This is a genomic window from Ensifer sp. 4252 (assembly GCF_050434565.1).
In the GTDB taxonomy this organism is placed as follows: domain Bacteria; phylum Pseudomonadota; class Alphaproteobacteria; order Rhizobiales; family Rhizobiaceae; genus Ensifer.
Genome location: NZ_JBNDIU010000003.1, coordinates 286,955 through 311,209, shown reverse-complemented (window position 1 = coordinate 311,209; position 24,255 = coordinate 286,955). Strand labels below are relative to the sequence as shown.

At 61.4% G+C, this 24,255-nt stretch carries 22 protein-coding genes; 9 read left to right on the top strand and 13 right to left on the bottom strand.

Annotated elements, in window-relative coordinates:
* The first annotated feature begins 129 nt into the window (after positions 1 to 129).
* Both ABIE33_RS10465 and ABIE33_RS10460 read left to right on the top strand, forming a co-directional pair.
* Positions 130 to 405, top strand: coding sequence for a DUF1153 domain-containing protein (locus ABIE33_RS10465; protein WP_003527546.1), 276 nt, complete (start codon positions 130 to 132; stop codon positions 403 to 405).
* Between the two features lie 259 nt (positions 406 to 664).
* Positions 665 to 946 carry a GNAT family N-acetyltransferase gene (locus ABIE33_RS10460; protein WP_429124528.1) on the top strand — a complete coding sequence of 94 codons (282 nt, stop codon included), beginning with the start codon at positions 665 to 667 and terminating at the stop codon, positions 944 to 946.
* A gap of 266 nt (positions 947 to 1,212) precedes the next feature.
* Here ABIE33_RS10460 and ABIE33_RS10455 read toward each other — a convergent pair whose 3' ends face one another.
* Complete coding sequence (locus ABIE33_RS10455; protein ID WP_053249711.1) at positions 1,213 to 1,563, bottom strand: hypothetical protein; 351 nt, start codon at positions 1,561 to 1,563, stop codon at positions 1,213 to 1,215.
* A 442-nt stretch (positions 1,564 to 2,005) separates the two neighbouring features.
* Here ABIE33_RS10455 and ctrA point away from each other — a divergent pair, with 442 nt between their 5' ends.
* Positions 2,006 to 2,707 (top strand): response regulator transcription factor CtrA, encoded by a 702-nt coding sequence (ctrA, locus tag ABIE33_RS10450; protein ID WP_429124526.1) that lies wholly within the window; start codon positions 2,006 to 2,008, stop codon positions 2,705 to 2,707.
* A 310-nt stretch (positions 2,708 to 3,017) separates the two neighbouring features.
* Here ctrA and ABIE33_RS10445 read toward each other — a convergent pair whose 3' ends face one another.
* Positions 3,018 to 3,380, bottom strand: coding sequence for a response regulator (locus tag ABIE33_RS10445; protein WP_025424707.1), 363 nt, complete (start codon positions 3,378 to 3,380; stop codon positions 3,018 to 3,020).
* Between the two features lie 266 nt (positions 3,381 to 3,646).
* Positions 3,647 to 4,300, bottom strand: a complete 654-nt coding sequence (gene chpT, locus ABIE33_RS10440; RefSeq protein ID WP_429124523.1) for a histidine phosphotransferase ChpT — start codon at positions 4,298 to 4,300, stop codon at positions 3,647 to 3,649.
* Positions 4,301 to 4,578: 278 nt separating this feature from the next.
* Between chpT and ABIE33_RS10435 the strand changes: the two genes are divergently transcribed.
* A complete protein-coding gene (locus ABIE33_RS10435) occupies positions 4,579 to 5,169 on the top strand; it encodes a DUF1134 domain-containing protein (RefSeq protein WP_429124522.1) in 591 nt (196 codons plus the stop codon).
* Positions 5,170 to 5,428: 259 nt separating this feature from the next.
* A complete protein-coding gene (locus ABIE33_RS10430; protein WP_429124520.1) occupies positions 5,429 to 6,610 on the top strand; it encodes a hypothetical protein in 1,182 nt (393 codons plus the stop codon).
* 18 nt (positions 6,611 to 6,628) lie between these two features.
* On the opposite strand, the gene ABIE33_RS10425 is transcribed toward ABIE33_RS10430, so the two are convergent.
* Both ABIE33_RS10425 and ABIE33_RS10420 read right to left on the bottom strand, forming a co-directional pair.
* On the bottom strand, positions 6,629 to 7,465 hold the full coding sequence (locus ABIE33_RS10425) for a TrmH family RNA methyltransferase (protein ID WP_429124518.1): 837 nt from the start codon (positions 7,463 to 7,465) through the stop codon (positions 6,629 to 6,631).
* 4 nt (positions 7,466 to 7,469) lie between these two features.
* Entirely contained in the window at positions 7,470 to 7,853 is a 384-nt protein-coding gene (locus ABIE33_RS10420; RefSeq protein ID WP_025424712.1) for a hypothetical protein, read from the bottom strand.
* Positions 7,854 to 7,882: 29 nt separating this feature from the next.
* On the opposite strand from ABIE33_RS10420, the gene ABIE33_RS10415 reads away from it, so the two are divergent.
* The gene (locus tag ABIE33_RS10415; RefSeq protein WP_429124516.1) at positions 7,883 to 8,911 is read left to right on the top strand and encodes an RluA family pseudouridine synthase; all 1,029 of its coding nucleotides are present in this window, start codon (positions 7,883 to 7,885) and stop codon (positions 8,909 to 8,911) included.
* Between the two features lie 210 nt (positions 8,912 to 9,121).
* On the top strand, positions 9,122 to 10,027 hold the full coding sequence (rpoH, locus tag ABIE33_RS10410) for an RNA polymerase sigma factor RpoH (RefSeq protein ID WP_025424714.1): 906 nt from the start codon (positions 9,122 to 9,124) through the stop codon (positions 10,025 to 10,027).
* An 87-nt stretch (positions 10,028 to 10,114) separates the two neighbouring features.
* Here rpoH and ABIE33_RS10405 read toward each other — a convergent pair whose 3' ends face one another.
* Together ABIE33_RS10405 and ABIE33_RS10400 are read right to left on the bottom strand one after the other, a co-directional pair.
* A complete protein-coding gene (locus ABIE33_RS10405) occupies positions 10,115 to 12,400 on the bottom strand; it encodes a hypothetical protein (RefSeq protein WP_429124514.1) in 2,286 nt (761 codons plus the stop codon).
* Between the two features lie 63 nt (positions 12,401 to 12,463).
* Positions 12,464 to 13,762, bottom strand: coding sequence for an adenylosuccinate synthase (locus ABIE33_RS10400; protein ID WP_429124512.1), 1,299 nt, complete (start codon positions 13,760 to 13,762; stop codon positions 12,464 to 12,466).
* A 207-nt stretch (positions 13,763 to 13,969) separates the two neighbouring features.
* On the opposite strand from ABIE33_RS10400, the gene ABIE33_RS10395 reads away from it, so the two are divergent.
* Both ABIE33_RS10395 and ABIE33_RS10390 read left to right on the top strand, forming a co-directional pair.
* Positions 13,970 to 14,854 carry a DMT family transporter gene (locus ABIE33_RS10395; protein ID WP_429124510.1) on the top strand — a complete coding sequence of 295 codons (885 nt, stop codon included), beginning with the start codon at positions 13,970 to 13,972 and terminating at the stop codon, positions 14,852 to 14,854.
* A gap of 123 nt (positions 14,855 to 14,977) precedes the next feature.
* The gene (locus tag ABIE33_RS10390; RefSeq protein ID WP_429124509.1) at positions 14,978 to 16,792 is read left to right on the top strand and encodes a methyl-accepting chemotaxis protein; all 1,815 of its coding nucleotides are present in this window, start codon (positions 14,978 to 14,980) and stop codon (positions 16,790 to 16,792) included.
* A 137-nt stretch (positions 16,793 to 16,929) separates the two neighbouring features.
* Here ABIE33_RS10390 and ABIE33_RS10385 read toward each other — a convergent pair whose 3' ends face one another.
* From ABIE33_RS10385 to glmM, 6 genes are all read right to left on the bottom strand, one after another.
* Positions 16,930 to 17,445 carry a GNAT family N-acetyltransferase gene (locus ABIE33_RS10385; protein WP_429124507.1) on the bottom strand — a complete coding sequence of 172 codons (516 nt, stop codon included), beginning with the start codon at positions 17,443 to 17,445 and terminating at the stop codon, positions 16,930 to 16,932.
* Positions 17,446 to 17,627: 182 nt separating this feature from the next.
* Positions 17,628 to 19,223, bottom strand: a complete 1,596-nt coding sequence (gene serA / locus ABIE33_RS10380; protein ID WP_429124505.1) for a phosphoglycerate dehydrogenase — start codon at positions 19,221 to 19,223, stop codon at positions 17,628 to 17,630.
* Between the two features lie 86 nt (positions 19,224 to 19,309).
* Positions 19,310 to 20,488, bottom strand: coding sequence for a phosphoserine transaminase (locus ABIE33_RS10375; RefSeq protein WP_429124504.1), 1,179 nt, complete (start codon positions 20,486 to 20,488; stop codon positions 19,310 to 19,312).
* A gap of 164 nt (positions 20,489 to 20,652) precedes the next feature.
* Positions 20,653 to 21,489 carry an outer membrane protein gene (locus tag ABIE33_RS10370; protein WP_429124502.1) on the bottom strand — a complete coding sequence of 279 codons (837 nt, stop codon included), beginning with the start codon at positions 21,487 to 21,489 and terminating at the stop codon, positions 20,653 to 20,655.
* Between the two features lie 193 nt (positions 21,490 to 21,682).
* Positions 21,683 to 22,519, bottom strand: coding sequence for an outer membrane protein (locus ABIE33_RS10365; protein WP_429124500.1), 837 nt, complete (start codon positions 22,517 to 22,519; stop codon positions 21,683 to 21,685).
* Between the two features lie 229 nt (positions 22,520 to 22,748).
* Positions 22,749 to 24,101 carry a phosphoglucosamine mutase gene (glmM, locus tag ABIE33_RS10360; RefSeq protein ID WP_429124497.1) on the bottom strand — a complete coding sequence of 451 codons (1,353 nt, stop codon included), beginning with the start codon at positions 24,099 to 24,101 and terminating at the stop codon, positions 22,749 to 22,751.
* Between the last annotated feature and the right edge of the window lie 154 nt (positions 24,102 to 24,255).

Genomic DNA, 24,255 nt, shown 5'->3' with positions numbered 1-24,255 from the left:
GAAGTGATAGAGGGAGTGTGCGGAAGTATTTAAAATTATGAGTAAATTGTTACCGACCGCTTAGGCAAATGTTAAATGTGGCGGGCTAAGGTCAGCAACATATGGTCTTGAGTTTGTGTAGAGAGTCCCATGACCGAAATGATGCGACCACGTGTAAAATATGTCATCGGCCCCGATGGCAGTCCTCTGACGATTGCGGATCTGCCGCCGGCGAATACCCGGCGCTGGGTTATCCGCAGGAAGGCTGAGGTGGTTGCCGCTGTCCGCGGTGGCCTTTTGAGCCTTGAGGAAGCGTGCGAGCGCTATACCCTCACTGTCGAGGAATTCCTTTCCTGGCAGTCCTCCATCAACGATCACGGTCTGGCCGGCCTGCGCACGACACGCATCCAGCAATATCGCCACTAAAAGCCCCCGACAGGGCCATAGGTTGAACGGCGGCTCCGGTATTTCCGGTGGCCGCCGTCTTCGTTTTCGCCAGCACACCGCCTGAGCCGGGCTTCATGCAAGGCGCTCGACGCGCGCGTTCCCGTACCGGATTTGCCACAAGCATCATTTCGGCGACAGTGCGTTTCCTCTCCGTATCCGCCAAGCAGGTTTCGAACGTAGCAGTCATGCGGTAGCATCGTCGGCGACACGCAAACGTTGAATGTGAAGGGATGCTGAGATGGATATCGCCCACGAAGAAACCGGTTCGCACGGCCGCTACTCGACCACGGTCGAGGGATATACCGGCGAGATGACCTATTCCCGGTCATCGCCGAAACTGATCATCGTCGATCACACCCTTGTTCCCGACGAGTTGCGCGGCAAGGGCGTCGGCCAGGCGCTGGCAAAACATGCAATCGACGAAGCGCGCAAGGGCGGCTGGAAGATCATTCCGCTCTGCCCGTTCATGCGCGCGCAGACGCTACGCCATCCCGACTGGCAGGATGTCATCCAGGCCTGAGTTGGCGGCCGCCACTCAAGCGCGTCGCGATCTCCAGGATTCACCTGCTGCGCTTTAGGCTCTTGTTTTTGCGCATGTCGTTATCGCAAAACCGCCGCACACTTTTGCGCGACATGCTTCCTGCAGTTCCGAAATGGGAAAACCCGCCCGACAGGTGACCGTCGCGCGGGTTTTTCGTTCTTGTGACAATCGTGCCGGATCGGGCCATGCCATCGGCATCGCCCGACAAAGAATGAAAATCGTCTGCCTCGAAACGACCTACAGGCTTATGCCCGAAGACGCGTCGTCGTGTCCCGTTCCTCGAGCGCCGCCGCCTTTGCATACTCGGCCTGCACTTCTTCAAGTGCGAGTTCGGCCGCGTCCTGCTGCGCCTTCAGTTCACGAATGGAGACCTGAAGATTGTCGGCTCTTTGACGAGCTGCCTTGGCGAAAGTGGGATAGGCAAAATGCGAGGGATCGGAAATGCCCGACTTCTTTTCCTCGAAAACAATCTGATTTTCCAGATCCTTGGTCATCCGTTCGAACTCAGCCATCATCATCTGAAGCTGGCTCAGCTGACGCTGCTTCTCCCTGACCTGAAATTCCTTCAGGCGGACAAGGCTCTCACGTGCTTTCATACGCAATACTCCCGTGGATAACGAGACCCCGGTTACTGATTTGGCCCGTCGAGCCTGCCCCAACAGGCAGAAAACGAAAAATCGACAGCGATGTTAACAAAAGCCTACCGCTGGTAACCTTTCGTTTACGGGCATCGTTAATCATAGGGGTGATGATTTAAGGCTCCGTAAATACTGAGGCACGAAATATGACGGCCCCGGCATTAACGAGTCAGAAGAGTCAGATAGCGGCATTTCCTCATGTTTCGCATGAAAAGTGCCATTTTGGATTCACGTTTGAAATCAGGGAACTGCTAAAAATATTTAACAATCTCGATACACCTTGCCAGAGTGAATCAGAATTTGTTAACCATTTGATGGCAGCCTCCAAATCAGGCAACGACTGGATCCGTATCGCGTAAGGGGGCCACGATGACCTTGGGCGGCGGAAAAGGGGAAGAATATGCGGGTTCTACTAATTGAAGACGACAGCGCAACGGCTCAGAGCATTGAGCTGATGCTCAAGTCCGAGAGTTTCAACGTTTACACCACCGATCTCGGTGAGGAAGGCGTCGATCTCGGCAAGCTCTATGACTACGACATCATCCTTCTCGACCTCAACCTTCCGGATATGTCCGGTTACGAGGTCTTGAGAACACTGCGTCTTTCCAAGGTGAAGACGCCGATCCTCATTCTCTCCGGCATGGCCGGAATTGAAGACAAGGTTCGCGGTCTCGGCTTCGGCGCCGACGACTACATGACCAAGCCGTTCCACAAGGACGAGCTGGTGGCACGCATTCATGCGATCGTCCGCCGTTCCAAGGGTCATGCCCAGTCGGTCATCTCGACCGGCGAACTGATCGTCAATCTCGATGCCAAGACGGTGGAAGTCGGCGGACAGCGCGTCCACCTCACCGGCAAGGAATACCAGATGCTCGAGCTGCTCTCGCTGCGCAAGGGCACGACGCTCACCAAGGAAATGTTCCTCAACCACCTCTACGGCGGTATGGATGAGCCGGAACTGAAGATCATCGACGTCTTCATCTGCAAGCTGCGCAAGAAGCTTGCCAATGCTGCCGGCGGTGCCAACTACATCGAAACCGTCTGGGGCCGCGGCTATGTCCTGCGCGAGCCCGATAATGCGGAATACGCCGAAACCGCCTGATTTCAGGTTCTTTTCCGGGCGCGGCGTGGACCCGCATATCCAGGCATGACGCCAACGGACACCTTTTGAACGAACCCGCCCTACGAGGCGGGTTTTTTCGTTGGCCGTGGCTCTTCGCGTGCGGCTGGCGCGCGCCTCCCTTTCGGCGATCAGATGCTTCCCGATGTAGTGAATCGCCATCGGGCAACAGCGCGAAGAAACTGGCGTCACCCGCCCTCGCCTTGACCTCGGGTGCAATGCGGAAGCGGAACAGCAAAAAGCCGCAGCAATCGCCGCGGCTCGCTCATTCCGAAACGAGATGCGCTTGGCTTCAGGCCGCCATCGACTGGCTGGCAAAGACGCTGGTCAGGATCTTGCGGTCGAACGGCTTCAGCAAGAAATCGTCGGCCCCGGCACGCTTGCCTGCCATCATCTTCTTCAGGTCCGCCTCGACCACGCAATAATAGATGCGCACCGATGCACCATTGGGCAGCCGTCTGATATTGGCGATGAGATCGAGAGCACCCTCGAGGCCGGCATCGACCACGAGAATATTCGGCAGCTCGGCTTCGCAGCGCACCAGCGCCTCAAGGCCGCTCGGTGCTTCGTAGACAAGAAAGCCCATGCCGGACAGGATACGTTTCCCAACTTTCCTGACCACATCCGAGCCGTCGGCAATCATCAAGCGCCGCATGTCCAACTCCTTCATGCCTTACCTATACGCGTACTCACGCGCCCGAAACAACCCTATACAAATTTGGCAAAGATTTCGTTACGGAGCTTGCTTAATGGGGGCTTGCCGGCGGCTTTTAATGCGCTGAAAACATTAATATTTCAGCGAGCGGGTCAAAAGCTGGCAAAAGCGGAACGTTCAAACTGCGGGCACGCAAATGTCCGGCGCGGGAGCTATCGCCACACCGCGCCGAACATGTATCAAAACGGAAAAACGTGGCGCCTGTCTTAGGCTTCGGCTGCCGTCATGCGCGCAGTGAAGATGATCTCTTCGCCGGTCGAAACCACGTCGATCGTCATGCCGGCTTCTTCGCCGAGCAGCACCGTGTAGTAAGGCTGGATCGAATGCGCATCGACCGCCTCTTCTGGCGTGCCGGACAGAAGTTCGACCAGACGCGGCGGCACCCGCATCATCCGGCCCTTGCAGACCAGCGTGAACACTGCGTCGAGTTCCGGATTTTCAAGCGTAATGTCGATGACGCCGCCGCGCGGGATCGCCCCATAGGCGATGAGGAAAAGATTCAGAAGCAGCTTGACCCGGTTCTTGGCGATGATGGCGCGCGGCCCGTGCCAGTTAACCTCGGTCTTCTTCTCGGCGGCGGCAAAATCCTTGGCCGCCTTTTCCGCTTCGCCGGTATCGATCGACGCGCCGACCGAGCCGGATGCGCCGAAGGCGAGACGGGCGAACTTCAAGCGGACCGACGCGTTGAGCGCGCTGGTGCGGATGAGGTCCATGGCGTCGGCATCGGCGCCGCCCTCGTCCAGAAGTTCCAGGCCATTGTTGATGGCGCCGACCGGCGAGATGATGTCGTGGCAAACCCGGCTGCACAGAAGCGCGGCCAGATCGGGTCCCGTCAATGTCAGGTTCGGATTCGTTGCCATCGTCTTTCCTTGTTCGGTTCCATCGGCATGCGGACATGAGGCACGCACTCGGGCAGAGCCGGTATAACCTCAGGCGCGTAGACGCAAGCCATGGGCTGCCCGGCGCAGCCGTTCATCAGTGGATCATAATGACACCACATTTGGTAAACCGATTGTTAAGACCATCGGTTCAAATTGCATTGAATATGGTCCAGACCCCCGCTGGCCGCGCCATCACAGGCGGTGCCGGCCACAGCAAACCCGCAAGCGAGTGATTTTCGCGCCTGACGGAGGAAACGATGCAGCAGATCATGAAGGCAGCCACGACGGCCAGCCGCGCTATCCTGGCGACGATGTTCCTGATGGCGGGCGCCATATCCGCCGCCCAGGCCCAGCAGGCAAACAACAGCCAATATTCGATGCAGGAGATCGTCGATGCCGGTCACGGCTTCTTCGGTGAGACATCAGGCGGCCTCGCGAAGGTGGTGGAACGCGCTTTTGAACGGTATGGCCTACCGAATGGTTACATCCTTGGGCAGGAAGGCTCCGGCGCCTTCATCGCCGGCCTCACCTACGGAGAGGGCGAACTCAACACCAAGAATGCCGGCCAGCACAACGTCTTCTGGCAGGGCCCGTCGCTCGGCATCGACTGGGGCGGACAAGGCAGCCGCGCGATGATGCTGGTCTACAACCTGCCGAGCGTGCCGTCGCTTTACAAGCGGTTCGGCGGCGTCTCCGGTTCGGCCTATGTCGTGGCCGGCGTCGGCATGACGGTGCTCACCGATGAACACATCGTCGTCGTCCCGATCCGCACCGGCATCGGCGCGCGGCTCGGGGTCAATGTCGGCTATCTCAAGATGACGCAGAACCCGACCTGGAACCCCTTCTGATCCACTGCATGTTTCCTTAAATCCTATCCGATTTAGGGATAAAACATGCAGCAATTAAAGTGCTACAGCGACCATTGCACGTCTGACAAGACGCGCGGCGCTGTAGATCGCGGGTGCGCTTTGGCGAAATCCCGCCTCAAATACTTGCAGCGCACGAAACGTCATGTTTAGTGCAGGGAAGTAACATGAAGCGCCTTGCTCAGACTGTAATGGTCGGGCGGGGCGTTTGCTTCCGGTCCAGCTTTGAAACGGCCAGCTCGTGATTGAATTCTCGCTCCTCTTTGCCCTGGGCTTCCTGACGGCGATCATCATCGGCCTTCTTGTCGCGCCGGCCATTCACCGCCGCATCGTGCGCTTTGCCGAGGATCGCCTGAAAGCGACCATGCCGCTCAGCCCCCAGGAAGTGCGCGCGCAGAAAGACGCCGCCCGCGCCACCTTTGCCGCCGAGAACGCGCGCACGCTGCAATCCCTGAAGCGCGAGCGCGACAAGGGCGTGTCGCTGATGCTCAACAACGAGAAGACACTGCAGCAGGCGCGCCGCCTAAGTGGCGAGAATGCCGATCTGCATGCCCAGCTTGCCGACATGAACGTCGAAGCCGCCGACATGCGCTCGGCGATCCGCCAGTTCGAGCAGCGACTGGAGCGCATGAAGGTTTCGCTCGAAACCGTCGAACGCGACAACGCCGGCAAGGCGGAAACGATCAAGACTTTGACCAATCAGTTGACGCAACAGGCTGCCGACATCGACAATCTGCGCCTCGACCTTGCCGCCCGCGAAACAGAGGCCGAAAACCTCAAGAGCCGCGTTGCGGCACTCCGCGACGAGCGCGAGGCGCTGCGTGCAGATTTGAAGATCGAGAGCGCACACGCCAAGGAGATGGAACTGCGCCTTGCCCGTGACGATAGCCGCCTGCAGCGGCTGGAAGACAAGCTTGCGCGGGAGTTGGCCGCGGGCGCTGATCGCGAAAGTGCGCTTGAGCGACGCGCCGATGAAATCGAACGACTGAAGACCAAGGTGAAAGACGTGAACCAGGACATGCGGGATGCCGCCAAGGTGTTGCGCGCGGCAGGTATTGCCTTCCCGGCGCGCAAGGATCGTCGCGCAAGCGGCAGCGAGCCATCGGAGGGAACCACCGCCGGCCCGGCGCAGCTCACCGAGCGACCGGTCGTGCCGCCGCTGGAAGCAGCGGCACTTTCTGACGAACTCAAGAACCGCGCGGCCGCCCTGTCCGAACGGTTGACCAATTCCAAGACGGCTGCCCATGACAATGCCTTGCGCGAGGAGGTGGCCGAAATTGCCGCCGGCATGGTAGCGCTGACGGCAACGCGCGAAGGTGCGACCTCGCCAATCCTCAGCCTGCTCGCAAATGACGAAAAGAACGATGCGGCCGGCCGCAAGAGCCTGGCAAAGCGGGCGAAGGCAATGCTGCCGCGCGAATAGGCGCGGGTTCCGACCGGTTCAGATCCGGTCGTTGATCAAGGCGACCTGATGCAGCGCGATGCCGGCTGCCATCGAGACATTGAGGCTGTCGAGCCCGGGCCGCTGGCGAATGCGCGCGGTGCGCACGGATTTCAGGATCGCCGGTGGCAGCCCCTCTCCTTCCGTTCCGACAAGCAAGGCGGTGCGCGAGGCCGGCGGTATTCCGCCGATATCGGTTTCACCGGCCGGCGACAGGCCCCAGATCGCAAAACCCTCGTCCTGCAGCCGTTCGATCAACAACGCCGCCGACCCTTCGCGCGCAAACGGCACCGTCAGCACCGAACCGACGGAAACGCGGATCGCCTTGCGGTACATCGGGTCGCAGCTCGTCTCGTCCATCAGCACCGCATCGACGCCGAAGGCCGCTGCATTGCGAAACAGCGAGCCCATATTGTCGTGATTGGAGATACCGCAGGCGGCCAGAACCAGACTTGAAGCCGGCAGCGAGGCAAGTAGCGCGTCCCGGCCGACAATGCCGTCTCGTCGCCCGAGTGCCAGCACACCGCGGTGCATGTTGAAGCCGGCAATCGCGTCGAACACCGGTGCTGCCGCCACATAGACGGGCACGTTAGCGGGAAATTCCGCCAGAATGGCCTCCACGCCAGCCACGCGGCTTTCGAGAAGCAGGATGGCCTCGGCGACAAGCCCGCGGCCGGCGCGATGCGCCGCCGCCAACATGCGCAGCACCACGGTGCCTTCAGCGATGAAACGCCCCTCTCGGCCCGTCAGGTCGCGCTCCTTGATCGACACGAGGCCGGCGATGCGCGGATCTGCCGGATCATCGATGCGGATCGGAGGCGAGGCGCTTGAGGTCATACCGTCAGTTGGTCCTGACGGTGATGTCGGCCACGATGCGGCCAGCGGCAATATCGAAGACGATGGCACGCGGCTCGGCGCCGGGCAGATTGCCGTAGAAAAGCACCTGTGAGCCCGACAGCGCGACGTTGGTCACCGTGAAGCCGGCCGGAAGGGCGGCGACTGCATTGACCGGCGCTTCGCTCGGAACGGCGATGGCTGCGGATTGCGCCTGCGCCTTTTCGTCCGTGCGGGTCAGCTTGTAGACAATCGTTCCGAGGACAGCCATAAGCATGACCAACATCACGCCTGCCGAGACGAGCTGCAGCCGCACCATCTTGCGGCGAACATTCTCCATCGCCGGGTCTAGCGGCTTGTCTTCCTGGTCATCGGGCGCGGTCGCGGTCATGATTGGCCTTTTATCGGATTTAAAACGGAATGAACGACCCCTTTAAACAAGCAGCAGCCAATAGGAAAGTCCTGACAGCGGGCGAGGACGCCGCAGGACGGCTCGATTCCTTCCTCACTGAAGCGCTTTCGGGTGAATTCTCCCGCAACCGGATCAAGAGCCTGATCGAGCAGGGCGCCGTTTCGATCAACGGCAAGCCGGCGACCGAGCCGAAGAAGAAGGTCCAGCCGGGCGACCATTTCGAGATCGACCTGCCCGAACCGGAAGATCCGGAGCCGAAGGGCGAAGATATCCCGCTCGACGTGCTCTATGAGGACGATCACCTTATCGTCCTGTGCAAGCCGGCAGGCCTTGTCGTGCACCCTGGCGCCGGCAATTGGACGGGCACGCTGGTCAATGCGCTGATCCACCATTGCGGCAACAGCCTCTCGGGCATCGGCGGCGTCAAGCGGCCCGGTATCGTCCACCGCCTCGACAAGGAAACGAGCGGGGTCATGGTCGTCGCCAAGAACGACGCCGCCCATCGCCATCTGTCGGACCAGTTTGCCGATCACGGCCGCACCGGCCCGCTCGAGCGCGCCTATCGAGCCGTCGTCTGGGGCCGTCCGCGCCAGCTAAAAGGGACCATCGACGCCCCTCTCGGCCGGGCGGGAGACCGCACCAAGCGTGCCGTGAAGCGCGAAGACAGCGACGACGCTCGCGAAGCCATCACCCATTACGAGGTTGTCGAGCGCTATCTGGAAAAGCCCGACGGCACCAGTCTCGCATCGACGGTGGAATGCCACCTCGAAACCGGTCGCACCCACCAGATCCGCGTACACATGGCCCATATCGGTCATCCGCTGATCGGCGACCCGGAATATGGCGCAGCCTTCCGCACCAAGGCCAACCTCCTGCCGGAGGCGGCAAGATCCGTGGTCAACCAGTTCCACCGCCAGGCCCTGCATGCCTTCATGCTGCAGTTCGAGCATCCGTCAACCGGCGAGACCATGCACTTCGAGGCACCGATGCCTGAAGACATGGATGCGCTGGTCGAGGCCTTGCGTGGCGGAGCGTAACGTCACCTCTTGAATTTCGGCCGCAGGATTCCAATCTTAACTGCGCCTCTATTCGTGATCTGTCTTGCCTCCGGCGTCACATGTTAGTGAAACCGGACTCCTTGAATCATGCTTTCGCCGTACTTATTTCGTAGCCTCGTGGGGTCTTGACGAAGACCCACATGCCCGGCCTGCCGCCCGGAGGCCGGAGACTATAAAGGGGGGTGCTTCATGGCCCGAAACAATTTGCCGTCCATTGCCGCTGGTGAAGGCGGCCTCAATCGTTATCTCGACGAAATCCGCAAATTCCCCATGCTCGAGCCGCAGGAAGAGTACATGCTCGCCAAGCGGTATCAGGAGCATGACGACCGCAATGCCGCTCACAAGCTCGTCACCAGCCACCTGCGCCTTGTCGCCAAGATCGCGATGGGTTATCGCGGTTATGGCCTGCCGATCGGCGAAGTCGTGTCTGAAGGTAACGTCGGCCTGATGCAGGCCGTCAAGAAGTTCGAGCCCGATCGCGGCTTCCGCCTCGCGACCTACGCGATGTGGTGGATCAAGGCTGCCATCCAGGAATACATCCTGCGCTCCTGGTCGCTGGTAAAGATGGGCACGACCGCCAACCAGAAGCGGCTGTTCTTTAACCTGCGCCGCCTCAAGGGCAAGATCCAGGCGCTCGACGAAGGCGATCTGAAACCCGAACATGTCAAGGAAATCGCCACGACGCTGAAGGTCAGCGAGGACGAAGTCATCTCGATGAACCGTCGCCTGTCCGGCGATGCTTCGCTGAACGCCCCGATCAAAGCGAGCGAAGGCGAATCCGGACAATGGCAGGATTGGCTCGTCGACGACCACGACAACCAGGAACAGATCCTGATCGAGCAGGACGAACTCGACAGCCGCAAGGCCCTGCTCGCAAACGCGATGAAGGTGCTCAACGATCGCGAACGCCGCATCTTCGAAGCACGTCGCCTCACGGAAGATCCGTTGACGCTCGAAGACCTGTCGACCGAGTTCGATATCAGCCGCGAGCGCGTGCGCCAGATCGAAGTGAGGGCCTTTGAAAAGGTCCAGGATGCCGTCCGCAAGGCGGCGCTGGAGAATGCCCAAGCCTTGCGCGTTGTTGAAGGCGCATAAGTCGAGACTTGCATAATACCAAACGAAAAAACCCGGCGAGAACCTCGCCGGGTTTTTTGTTGCCTATCTGTTTCGGCCTGTCCGGTTCTATTGCCCGGTTGCTGCCGTATTGCCGGACGATCCCCAGGCACGCATCGCCTGGCTGAAGGCCTCGTTGCCGCTCTGGCCCTTCTCAAGCGTCAGCAGCGCGCGGCGACCGTTGCGGTATGTCAGCGGGATATCGATCCAGCCGCGGCTGCGCAGCAGCTCGGTGTTGCTGCCGACCGCTTCGGCAAAGTCGTTGAGGGCGATCATATGGAAGTCGTCGGTGATCTTGGCGGGCACTGCGATCAGTGCATCGCCACGATCCTGCTCCGTCCGCTTCATCGAAACGCGCTGCACGCCGTCGATGGCGCCGCCTTCGAAGTTTTGGGGCAGCGAAAAGACGAACTCGATCACGTGGCTTGCCGGCAGGGACGGATCCGCATTGCGCTTGATCGTCATCAGGGCCGTCAGCCCACGGTCCGGCACGGTGATCTGAGCCTGGATTGCCGGTTCCGGCTTGGCGTCGCCACCCGGCGACTCTTCCTTGACCGACCAGGCGACCGTTCCCGGAATAGCCGTCGGAGAGGATTGGCCGAGCCGCTCCTCGTAGAGGAACATCTTTTCGCCGTTGGCAACGGCAACATCCGGCTGTGCCGGCTGAGCACCAGGCTGCAGGCCTGTGCCCGGCGTTCCGGCTGCTGCTCCGGGCGTGCCGGCGGCATTTTCCGGCGGCTTTCCGGCTTCGGTCTGCGGTGCGACGGACTTGCCTTCCTGCGCGGCACTTTCCCCGTTTAGGACGGCCGGGCCGTCATCCGTCTCCGAGCCGTCGGCAAGCAGGCGCTGGGTAAATTTCGTCGACGTGTTGTCCGGCGCGGCCGTGTCGTCATGCGCGCCGGGCTGTTGCGTCGCGGTCTCGCCAGACTGCGCCGGGGGCGCGCTCTGCTGCTCCGCGGGCGTCTCGCCCTGACCGGAAACGGCCGACGTGATCGAGGCCACCATGCCGGAGATCCAGGCATTACCCGCTTCCCGGTTCTGCCAATAGGCAAATCCGCCACCACCGAGCACGAGCAGCAATCCGGCAGCAAGCGCCAGGCGCTTGACGCTGAAGCGCGGAGGCTTTGGGGTCGTGCGGTAGGACGTGGGCCGCGAAGGGGCAGCCGCCGGCATCTCGATGCCGCGATCGGTATCCTTGGCCGTTGCAGCTCCCGCTGCAGCACCGGCCGCCGTGGTCGCACCACCTTCAAGACCGAGAAGATCGTCAATGTGATCCCAGGCCGTGCCGGCGCGCTCCTGCTGGCTTGCGGTTTCCCCCGGGCTTGCGGCCGGCGATGTCTTTTCGACCGGCCACGACCAATCGGAAATTTCGGCCTCGCTGGCCTTCTGCGCGGGGCGTTCGGTAATCGAGGCAAAGGGATCGTCGTCGTCGAACGACCACGAACGGCTGACATCCGCCTTCGGCGCCGCCGGCTCTATTTCGACAGGCTTTTCCTCGACCGGATGCATGCCGAGCAACTCAGGCGCATCGGCATCGTCGACCACGTCGTCCGGTTTCGCGTCCAGTGAAGAAGGCTCGGGAGCGGGCTTCGTGTCTTCCCAGTCCGGCAGTTCCCATTCCGAACGCGCCGACGTTTCCGCAGCAGGCTCGACAGCGGGCGCATCCCAGGTCGCCTCCTGAACCGGTTCGGGTTCAGGCGCGACTTCCGGGGCAGCGGCTGTGTGGTCATAGACCTCTTCAGCGGCAGGCTCCACGGGCGCGACGATCTCCTCGTCATGCGCCTGCGCCGCGACCGGTAGCTCATCCTCGACGGGCGGCTGCCATGTCGGCTCGGCCTGCTCCTCGACGGTTTCGGCTGCTACCTCGACATATTCGGCCGGCGCTTCAACCGGCAAAGGCTCGGCATAGCCATCAGGCTGCTCATCGGGTTCGGCAGGTGCGTCAGCGTAAGCAGGCTCGACATCGCCAGCAACGTCCGGCGCCGATTCTTCGGCAGCCGTCGTTACCGGTTCGCTTTCCGCCTCGGGCTCGGCCTCTTCGACAGGCGTCTCGACGACGTCCACCGGTTCCGGCTCCGCCATGGCGGGCGTGACCGCATCCACGACTTCGGCCTCTGGCTCGACCTCGTCGATCGCCGGAAGGGCTACAGCATATTCACTGTCGACCTCGACGATCGCGTTTTCGAGCTTTGCCAGCTGACGATTGATCATATCGTCCGACGGACGCGGATTCATATTCTCGAGTTGGCGACGCACGGCGGCGCGCGCCTTCTCGTAGACCTTATCCCGCATTTCAGGTGTGTTTTCCGACAGGCCGTCAACGGTCCTGCGAATAACTGCAACAAAATCCGCCATCAGAACTTTCTCATACGCTCAGGCATGTGTTTGCGATTACGACGCAATGTCAGTCCGCCGACACTAGTCCTCAAAGGGGTCCGTCACAAGTATTGTGTCGTCCCGCTCCGGGCTGGTCGAAAGAAGAGCCACCGGTGCACCGATGAGTTCCTCGACCTGGCGAACATACTTGATCGCCTGTGCCGGAAGATCTGCCCAGCTGCGCGCGCCGACAGTCGATTCCTTCCAGCCTTCAAGTGTAATATAGACTGGCTTTGCCGAAGCTTGCTGCGCCTGGCTTGCCGGAAGATGATCGATCTGCTGTCCGTCGAGAGTATATCCGACGCAAATCTTCAGTTCATTGAGGCCATCGAGCACGTCGAGCTTGGTGAGCGCGATACCGGTGATGCCGTTGGCGGCAACCGATTGGCGCACCAGCGCCGCATCGAACCAGCCGCAGCGGCGCTTGCGCCCGGTAACCGTGCCGAATTCGTGGCCGCGTTCGCCGAGGAATTGGCCGATCTCGTCGTGCAGTTCGGTCGGGAACGGCCCCTCGCCGACGCGGGTCGTATAGGCCTTGGTGATGCCGAGGATGTAGCCGAGCGAACCCGGGCCCATGCCCGAACCGGCGGCGGCCTGGCCGGCAACGGTGTTCGACGAGGTTACGAACGGATAAGTGCCGTGGTCGATGTCGAGCAGCGTGCCCTGCGCGCCTTCGAACAGGATGCGCGCGCCCTTGCGCCGTGCCTTGTCGAGCAGCACCCAGACGGTGTCCATGAACGGCAGGACCTTGTCGGCAACCGAAGACAGCTCGAGCATGATCGCGTCATGGCTGATTTCCGGCTCGCCGAGGCCGCGACGCAAGGCGTTGTGGTGCGTCAGCAGACGATCGACCTTGGCCGGCAGGGTTTCGAGATCGGCAAGATCCATCACGCGGATCGCACGACGGCCGACCTTGTCTTCATAGGCCGGGCCAATGCCGCGGCGGGTGGTGCCGATCTTGGTGCCGCTGTTGGAGGCGGCATCTTCGCGGAAGCCGTCGAGTTCGCGATGCAGCGAGAGAATGAGCGTGGCGTTGTCGGCAACGCGCAGGTTCTCAGGCGTGATCGTCACGCCCTGCTTGCCCAGCTTTTCGATTTCGGCGATGAGCGCATGCGGGTCGATGACCACACCGTTGCCGATGACGGCGAGCTTGCCGGGACGCACGACGCCAGACGGAAGCAGCGACAGCTTGTAACTGACGCCGTCGATCACCAGGGTATGGCCGGCGTTGTGACCGCCCTGAAAGCGCACGACGATATCCGCGCGTTCCGAGAGCCAATCTACAATCTTGCCTTTGCCTTCATCACCCCACTGGGATCCGACCACCACGACATTCGTCATAATTCTCTTCCTGTTAACGCGCGCAAGTAGGGTTGCGCTGTTCTCAAAACCCGCGCATCTATACTGTGTTGTCTCTGGGAAAGCGACCCCGTTATGACGGGCGTTCCGCCCTTTTTGCATGACAAGCGCTGGATTTAACGCCTATATCTTGCGTCTCTCCCGCCCTTGCGGCAATCGATCCCCGTCATCCCAGCAGGTTGCAGCATCGTGAATTCCAGAGCTTATTTCTATCTCTGCGTCACCGCACTCTTCTGGGGCGGCAATTCCGTCGCCGGAAAAATGGCCGTCGGCCATGTCAGTCCGATGATGCTCACGACCCTTCGCTGGGTGTTTGCGCTTCTCATCATCCTGGTGCTGATGACGCCACAGATCCGGCGCGACTGGGACAAGATCAAAAAGCATTGGCTGCAACTCCTGGCCTATGGCGTGGTCGGTTTCACCACCTTCAACGCCCTGCTCTATTCCGCGCTGAAATATACGAGCGCGATCAACGCGGTCATCCTGCAGGCCGGCATCCCGATGCTGATCTTCCTGTTCAACTTCATGCTGTTTCGAACCCGCGCCTCGATCGCGCAGGTGATCGGCTTCACCGTGACGCTGCTCGGCGTGCTCATCACCGCCGCGCACGGCGACATCGCCAGCCTCATGCAACTGGAGTTCAACTTCGGCGACGCCCTGATGATTGCCGCCTGCATCGTTTATGCGGCCTATACCGTCGCACTTCGCTGGAAGCCGACGATGCATTGGCAGAGCTTCATCGCCGCACCCGCCTTCGGCGCCCTCATCAGCGCCATTCCGCTGCTCTTTTGGGAAATCGGCAACGGCACGGCGATCTTTCCTGACATGACCGGCTGGATCATCGTTCTCTACGCCGCCATCTTCCCGTCGTTGATGTCGCAGGTACTCTATGTCCGTGGCGTCGAGATGATCGGCGCCAACCGTGCCGGGCTCTTCATCAATGCCATCCCGGTCTTCGGCACATTGCTGTCGGTGATGCTGGTCGGCGAGACATTCCACACCTTCCATTTCATCGCCCTGCTGCTTGTTCTCGGCGGCATCGCCATTGCCGAAAAGGGCCGGCCCAAGCACTGATAGTGCGCGCCTGCGTAGTGAAGCTTCGCCAATGCAATCCCTAGACCTAGGGAGGCGCCTTAAGGCTTGCTTAGCAGATGGATGCTCTTGTCCGCCCCAGATTTTCTTCCTGGGGCTAAGGCAGTGAAAAATATTAGAATTTCGACACGTATCTACTTGCTGACAGCGATGGCGCTGATCTTCATGGCAGCGGCCATGGCCTACAAGACGCAGGTCGCCAACACCGAAGTCAGCCAGGAGCGGCAGAACATGCTGCGCAATGTCACCGAGGCGGCGATCTCGGTGATCGGGAGTTTCGAGGAGCAGGAGCGCAGCGGCGCCCTGACCCGCGAAGAAGCGCAAAGCCGCGCCATTGCGGCCGTGATGGCCATGCGCTTTGGCCAGGACGGCTACTTCTTCATCAACAGCTTCGACGGCGTGATGGTGGCTCATCCGCTTGCCAAGAAGTTGATCGGCACCGACATCCGCGGGTTGAAAGATGCGAACGGCAAAGCGTTCAACGTCGAGCTGATCGCACTGGCCCAGAACCCGGGCAACGGCATCGTCAACTACTACTGGGATAAGCCAGGCCATGAGGAGCCGGTCGAGAAATATTCCTACATCCAGGGCTTCAAGCCATGGGGCTGGGGTATCGGTACCGGCGTTTACGCCGACGATCTCGCGGCGAAGTACAATGCTTCGCTGATGATGACTGTTATCATCACGGCGATTGCGGCCATCGCCACACTTGCCGCCGCCATGGCGATCGGCCGCTCCATCAGCCGCCCGATCAACCGCCTGAAGGATGTCATGCTCGAAGTCTCGCGCAACGAGACCCGTTCGGACGTTCCCGACACCGGCCGCCGCGACGAGATCGGCAACATGGCCGATGCGCTCGTTCTGCTGCGCGGGTCTGTGATCGAACGCAATGCACTCGAAATCCGCCAGCGCGAGCAGCAGCAGGCGCTCGACAGCGAGCGTAGCGCCAATGAGGAGATGCAGCAGGCGACGTCGCGCACGCAGGCCCATGTCGTCACCACGATCGGCAACGCACTGGAGAAGCTCGCAAGCGGCGACCTGACGACGCATGTTCCCGAACTCGGCGTGGAATACGAAAAGCTGCGCAAGGACTTCAACACCGCAGTCGCCGCTCTTCGTTCGACCGTCAGCGCGATCGCCGACTCGACCTCGGTCGTCAACGGCAACGCCAGCGAGATCAGCAAGGCGGCGAACGACCTGTCGCAGCGCACCGAGCAGCAGGCAGCCTCGCTGGAGGAAACCGCCGCGGCGCTCGACGAGATCACCTCGGCCGTGCAGAACTCCACCAACCGGGCCGAAGAGGCAACCCGCATGGTGGCCGATGCCCGCAAGGGAGCCACGGCATCAAGCGAGGTCGTGCGCGATGCGATCACCGCCATGGGCCGGATCGAAAACTCTTCTTCGAAAATCGGCGAGATCATCGGCGTGATTGACGACATCGCCTTCCAGACCAACCTGCTGGCGCTGAACGCAGGCGTCGAGGCGGCGCGCGCCGGCGATGCCGGCAAGGGCTTTGCCGTCGTTGCCCAGGAGGTCCGCGAACTGGCGCAACGGTCGGCAACGGCCGCCAAGGAAATCAAGGGCCTGATCACCGCGTCGAGCGTCGAAGTTTCAGCCGGCGTGCGTCTGGTCGAGGCGACGGGCACGGCGCTCGGCGACATCGAACATCGGGTCAACGAGATCAACGACCGGATCGTGGCGATTGCGACCGCGGCCCGCGAACAATCGGTCGGGCTTCGCGAGATCAACACCGCCGTCAACCAGATGGATCAGATGACACAACAGAACGCCGCAATGGTCGAACAGACGTCGGCAGCCAGCCAGACGCTTGCCTCTGAGAGCAGCGTTCTCGCCGGCCGGTTGGCGCACTTCACCGTCGAGGAAAAGCAGTGGCGGCCTGCCGCCCGCCACGCGGCCTGATCCCATTGGAATAGCCAAGACAAAGGCGCCGGCCGAGCCGGCGCCTTTGTTGTTTGGAGCATTTTGCAGGAAAATGCGAAGCGGTTATCCGCCAGGAAATGCAAAAAGATAGACAGTTTCCGCAGGCGGAACCCGATCTAGGCGAGCGACCGTTCCATGTAGAGCGCATCCTCGCCGTAGCTCGCAAGCTTGCTTGCAAGCTGCTCGTCCATGCGGACGGAAAAGCCCTGCCGCTCCCAGAAGCCGCGCGAGCCGTTGACCGATACCAGCGACATCGAGTGATAGCCTTCCGACCGGGCGATCTCGGCAAGCAGCGGCACGACATTGCCCCCTGCCCCGGATCCGCGGGTCTCGGGCAAAAGCGCCAGATCGTGAATGTACCAGGTGTCGGCAGTTGCAGGGATCTCGCCCAGCACCGCGTTCAGCGAGGGCGGCGCACGCCGGATCCAGGGATGACTCAAGACATAGCCTTGTGCGATCCCGCCGACCTCAAGCATGAAGCAGCCCTCCGGGCTCATTTCCAGCCGGTCGGCCAGCACGTCCTCGTCCTCGGGGAACGCCTCGTGGACCACCAGCTGAATTTCGGAGACCGAAACGAGATCGGGAAGGCTGGCCTCGCGCCAGCGGAACTTCTGCATTGGTATCACTGTCATCAACATTTCAAACCGAAAAACGCACCGGCCTGTGCCGATGCGTTCCTGGTCGTTCTCGAATTCCACCTTGGTCCGCTTTCGCAAAGCGGGCCGTTCGCCGGCGCATAGGCCCGAAAATCATGGCCGATTTGTGCCGATCTGCCTTGCGCGCCGAGCGGTCCGCAAGGCAGCTGCATCGATGATCAATCGATGTTGAACACCAGCGGCTTTGCCTGGCGGATCGCGGCGTTGCCGCGCAGCCTGTCGAGCACATCCTCGGAAACCGGGCCGTCGACATAGAGCAGCGCGATGGCGTCACCGGCTTCCTTCTCGCGACCGAGCTGGAAGTTGGCAATGTTGACGCCGGCATCGCCGAGCGTCATGCCGATGAAGCCGATCATCCCCGGAACGTCGGTGTTGGTGATGTAGACCATGTGGCTGCCGACATCCGCATCAAGGTTGATGCCCTTGATCTGGATGAACCGCGGCTTGCCGTCGGAGAACACCGTACCGGCGACCGAGCGGGTCTGGTTGGCGGTCTTGACCGTCAGCTTGATATAGCCGTCGAAGACGCCGGTCTTGTCGCGCTTGACCTCGGAAAGGATGACGCCCTTTTCCTTGATCATGATCGGAGCCGAAACCATGTTGACGTCGGCAACCTGCGGCCGGATGAGGCCGGCGAGCACGGCGCTGGTCAGCGCCTTGGTGTTCATCGAAGCGGTAGCGCCGTCGTAGAGAATCTCGATTTCCTTGATCGCGCTTTCCGTCACCTGGCCGACAAAGGCACCAAGCACGTCGGCAAGCCGGATGAAGGGCTTGAGGATCGGGGCTTCCTCGGCGGTGATCGAGGGCATGTTGATGGCGTTGGAAACGGCACCCTTGACGAGGTAATCCGACATCTGTTCGGCGACCTGCAGCGCGACATTCTCCTGTGCTTCCGTGGTCGATGCGCCCAGATGCGGTGTGCAGACGACATTCGGCAGACCGAAGAGCGGGCTCTCGGTCGCAGGCTCGACCTCGAACACGTCGAAGCCGGCGCCGGCGACATGGCCGGACTTGATCGCGTCCGCCAGCGCCTTCTCGTCGACGAGACCACCGCGGGCGCAGTTGATGATGCGCACGCCTGGCTTGGTCTTGGCAAGCGCTTCCGCGTTCAGGATGCTGCGGGTCCTGTCCGTCAGCGGCACATGCAGGGTGATGAAGTCGGCCTGCGCCAGCAGCTCGTCGAGCTCGACTTTGGTGACGCCCATTTCCTCGGCACGCTCCTTCGACAGGAAGGGGTCATAGGCAAGCACGTGCATCTTGAGGCCTATGGCGCGCGCGCAGACGATCGAGCCGATATTGCCTGCACCGATGACACCGAGCGTCTTGCCGGTGATTTCGACACCCATGAAGCGGGACTTCTCCCACTTGCCGGCCTGCGTCGAGGTGTCGGCGGCTGGAAGCTGGCGAGCAACGGCAAAGAGCAGGGCGATGGCGTGTTCGGCCGTCGTGATCGAGTTGCCGAAAGGCGTGTTCATGACGATGATACCGCGGCGCGAGGCGGCCGGGATATCGACATTGTCGACGCCGATGCCGGCGCGGCCGATGACCTTGAGATTGGTCGCAGCCGCGATCAGCTTCTCGGTCGCCTTGGTGGCCGAGCGGATGGCGAGGCCGTCATAATTGCCGATGATTTCGGCAAGCTTGTCCTTGTCCTTGCCGAGCTTCGGCTGGAAATCGACTTCAACGCCGCGATCGCGGAAGATCTGGACGGCGGTTTCCGAAAGTTCGTCGGATACGAGAACGCGAGGTGCCATGACGGCCTCCTTGAAAAGATCAGGTCTGAACGGGAATGCGGTACAAGGGCTTCGCTCCCCATCGGGAGCGAAGCGGATCGTTTAGATCAAGCCGCTGCCTGCGACAGCGTCGCCTTCTGGGTCTCGAATGCCCAGGTCAGCCACGGCATCAACGCCGCCATGTCGGACGCCTCGATCGTGGCACCGGCCCAGATTCTGAGACCGGACGGGGCGTCGCGATAATGGCCGATGTCGAACGCGACACCTTCCTTTTCGAGCAGGGCAACAACGCCCTTGGCAAAGGCTGCCTGTCCGTCCGCATCCAGTGCGGCGACATCCTTGTCGACGATCTTCAGGCAGACCGACGTATTGGAGCGGGTCTCGTCCTTGACCGCCAGGTTGGCGATCCAGCCGTTGGCTGCAACGAAGTCGAAGATCACCTTGGCATTGGCGTCGGCACGCGCCATCAAGCCCTTGAGCCCACCGACCTTCTCAGCCCAGGCGAGCGCGTCGATGTAGTCTTCGACGCAGAGCATCGACGGCGTGTTGATGGTCTCACCGGTGAAGATGCCCTCGATCAGCTTGCCGCCCGAGGTCATGCGGAAGATCTTCGGCAGCGGCCACGCCGGCACGTAGGTCAGCAGGCGCTCGACGGCGCGCGGCGAAAGAATGATGACACCGTGTGCGCCCTCACCGCCGAGAACCTTCTGCCAGGAGAAGGTGACGACATCGAGCTTGGCGAAATCGAGGTTCTGCGCAAAGGCGGCCGACGTCGCGTCGCAAATGGTCAGGCCCTTGCGGTCGGCCGGGATGAAGTCGGCGTTCGGAACACGCACACCGGAGGTCGTGCCGTTCCAGGTGAAGACAACGTCACGGTCGAAATCGACCTTGGAGAGGTCAGGAAGTTCGCCGTACCCGGCTTCGAACTTGCGCACATCGGCGAGCTTCAGCTGCTTGACCACATCGGTCACCCAGCCGGCGCCAAAGCTTTCCCAGGCGACCATGTCGACGCCGCGCTCACCGAGCATCGACCAGAGCGCCATTTCGACGGCGCCGGTATCGGAAGCGGGCACGATGCCGATGCGGTAATCGGCCGGCACTTCAAGAATGTCACGGGTAAGATCGATGGCCTGCTTGAGCTTCGTCTTGCCGACCTTGGCGCGGTGCGAACGACCGAGCGGAGCGTCGGAGAGAGCATCGAGCGACCAACCGGGGCGCTTCGAGCAAGGGCCAGAAGAAAAATGGGTGTTGTTCGGACGGATGTCCGGCGTGGCAGGCTTCGTCATGTGCTATCCTTCCAGATAGATAGCCCTTCGTTGGGGAAGGGTGTCCCGCCGTCGGAAATATTGCGGGTCTGGAAGGAAGTCAAGCGACTTGTGTCGCAATCGAGAAAATTCATGGCGTCACAGGCAACATCCGCAAAGATGGGGCTGCGCTTGCCGACCGATTGTTACCAGAACGAGAAACGAAGGCCTGCTCTGATCTCGTGACGGGAAAGACCATCGTCGAAACCCTTGGCTCCGGTTGCGCCGGCAAGCGCCTCGGCGCCAAAGCCGAACATGTCGCCGTCGCCGATATGCGAGTAGCGGTAGCCGACGTCGAGCTTCAGGCGATCACTGAGGTCGTAGGAGACACCCGCCATCAGCGCATAAGTGAAGCGCCAGCTGTCGCGACCATCAAACGAGGTTGTGGCCGGCGCACCCGTGCAGGCGCCACCACCCGCAACGCAGCTTTCGCTGGCAAAGGCCGTGTTCCAGCGCAGATTGGTCGCGCCGATACCGGCCCCGAGATAGGGGGTGAAGCCGGCGAGCGTTCCGAAGTCGACATAGGCGTTCGCCATCAAGCCCAGGGCGGAAAAGTCCGCCGTCGTGGAGAAGGCGCAGGACGTGCCGGCACCCTGCCCTGCACAAGGACTAGCCGCCAGGGATGAGCCGTCGAAACGACCCTCGAAATAGTCGGCAGTGAGGTCGGCGCGGAAGGTGTCCGTGATCTGGTAGCCGAGGCCGATCGTGCCCGAAAGCGGTTTGTCGAAGCGCGCGCCGTCAAAAGGGATATTGCTGTAGCTGCCGGTTCCCGCATCAAAGGTGCGGTAGTAGGGATCGCCCCCGTCGCGCCAGCCGCCATAGCCGATGTCGCCGCGAATGTAGAGGCCGCTGCTGCCGGTTGCTTCCTGGGCAATCGTGATTTCAGGCGCGTCGATTAGGGCCTCGTCTGCGGCAAGTGCCGGGCCGGAAAGAAATAGGCCGACACCGAACGCGGCTCCGCAGATCCCGTTTCGCCATTCCATGCCCATGCCCTTTCGCTGCAATTGCCGTCGCCGGACGGGATCCACCCATCAGGCGCTTCGTTCAGCGTTAACTATTGCAAACGGAAGTTAACTCGCGGTTAACCATGCCCGTTAGGATTTGCGCAAAGTTCTGGGCGAAACGACAAAGGCCGCCCGAGGGCGGCCTTCATCGCGATTTGCAGTATCGTATCGCTTACTTGTAGACGATCGGCTCCGGCGGCGGCTCGTAGGGCACTTCGCAGACATTGCCGAAAGAGTAACGCAGACCGGCGCGTGCCTCGTGGACATAGAAGCCGTCGTCGAAGCCCGGACCGCCACCGTTGGCGTAGCCGAACATGTCGCCATCATCGACCTGGCGGAAGCGGTAGCCGACGTCTGCCTTGAGATTGCAGGTCAGGTCGATGGCAGTACCGGCCATGAGCGCGTAGGTAAAGCGCCAGCTGTCCTTGCCGCCATGGTTGGTCGTCGGATCGCATCTGGTGGGGTCGCCGTCTACGCAGCTCGTGTTGCGCAGTCCGTCCCATTTCACGCGCGTGGCGCCGATACCGGCACCGACGTAAGGGGTGAAGGCGCCGTAGGTGCCGATGTCGACATAGGCGTTGGCCATCAGGCTCCAGGCGGACACCGAGCTTATGTCACGCGACACGCAAGGCAAGCCGGGGAAGTTCCCGCATCCGCCACTGGTCGAGCCGTTGAAGTCAGCGCTGCCCCAGTAGTCGAGCGTGACATCGGTGCGCAGGTAGTTGTTGAACTGGTAACCGACACCGCCGCCAATCACCCATGAGTCATCGATATCGGCCGAATCGAAATCCGCGATGGAGCCGCCCGGCCCCCCCTGGTAGAAATTCGCGCCCCGCAGCTTGTTCCAGGCGTAGCCGACGTCGCCGCGCAGATACCAGCCACTGGTCTGGATGACCTCGACGGGCTGCTCGACGATGGGTGCTTCGACAGGCGGTTGGTAAACATCGGCAGCAAAGGCTGCGGTGCCGCTGAGCAAGACTGCAACAACGCCACTCAAAATTCTCTTCATGGCCCACTCCAATACATTCGATTGCTTGGCGCACCATGAAAGTGGTGTCCAAATCCTGACGTTGGTTATGGATAATGAGGGGGAAAGGTTAAGCTCCGATTAACTACAAAGGTTTACCGTGTGCGTTAACCAACGTTAATACTCCGGGTTGCAGCAGACTGTTCTTTAGGACAAAGAAAAGGCCGGTGATGGTCACCGGCCCTGGAGGAAACTGCTGGGCGTATGTTTTTCAGGCTGCGTTGCGCGCGCTGCCGATGACATTGATCAGCCCATCGACGATCCGTTCAACCTGACCGCGGTCATCGCCTTCGGCCATCACGCGGATCAGCGGTTCCGTGCCCGATGGACGGATCAGCAGGCGGCCGGACTTGGCAAGCTCGGCCTCCGCATCGGCAATCGCCTGGCGGACGGCTGCGTCTTCCAGCGGCTTGCCGGCGGAAACGCGCACGTTCTTCAAAACTTGCGGCACCGGCTCGAAGCGGTGGCAAACCTCGCTCACCGGTTTGCCCAGGCGCTTGACCACTGCAAGGATCTGCAGCGCGGCGACGAGACCGTCGCCGGTCGTGCCGAAGTCCGAAAGCACGATGTGGCCGGATTGCTCGCCACCGACATTCAGGCCGTCCTGGCGCATCTGTTCGACGACGTAGCGGTCGCCAACCTTGGTGCGGCGCAGCTCGATGCCACGGCCCTTGAGGTAACGCTCCAGCCCGAGGTTGGACATGACGGTTGCGGCGATCGCGCCGCCACGCAATGTGCCATCCTCGGCCCAGCTGTCGGCGATAACAGCCATCAGCTGGTCGCCGTCGATGACGGTGCCGTTCTCGTCGACGATCAGAACGCGGTCAGCGTCGCCATCGAGCGCGATGCCGATATCGGCACGCACCTCATGCACCTTCCTGGAAAGAGCCGCCGGATGGGTCGAGCCGCAATCGAGGTTGATGTTGACACCATTCGGCTCGGTCCCGATCGACACCACCTCGGCGCCGAGCTCCCAAAGCGCCTGGGGTGCAACCTTGTAGGCAGCGCCGTTGGCGCAGTCGATGGCGATCCGCAGGCCCTGAAGGGTGACGTCGCGCGGCAAGGTGCGCTTGGCGTGTTCGAGATAGCGATAGATGTCGCCGTCAACGCGCTTGGCGCGGCCGATGTCTTCCGCCTTGGCGAGCTGGCCGGACAGATCCTGATCGAGCAACGCCTCGATCTTGGCCTCGATATCGTCGGAGAGCTTGTAGCCATCAGGGCCGAATAGCTTGATGCCGTTGTCCTGGAAAGGGTTGTGCGACGCGGAAATCATCACGCCGATATCTGCGCGCAGCGAGCGCGTCAGCATGGCAACGCCGGGGGTCGGGATCGGTCCGAGCAGGAACACGTCGAGACCCGCCGCCGTAAAACCGGCAACCATGGCATTTTCAAGCATGTAGCCGGAAAGACGCGTGTCCTTGCCGATCACCACCCGGTGGCGATGGGCGCCATTGCGGAAGATCGTGCCGACGGCAATGCCGACCCGCATGGCGAGGTCCGGCGTCATCGGAAAGGTGTTGGACTGACCGCGGATACCATCCGTGCCGAAATACTTGCGCTTCATAAGAACTCCATCGTTCCGCTGGGTCAATGCTGGCTTTGCCTGCTTCACCTGTCTGCGTGCTCCGCGACTGGGTTTCATCGACCAGACCTCATATCATTCCGGCTGTTGCAGTTGCCGTTGCCCCCGCTACCTTGACGCCGAAGCAAAGGCCGAG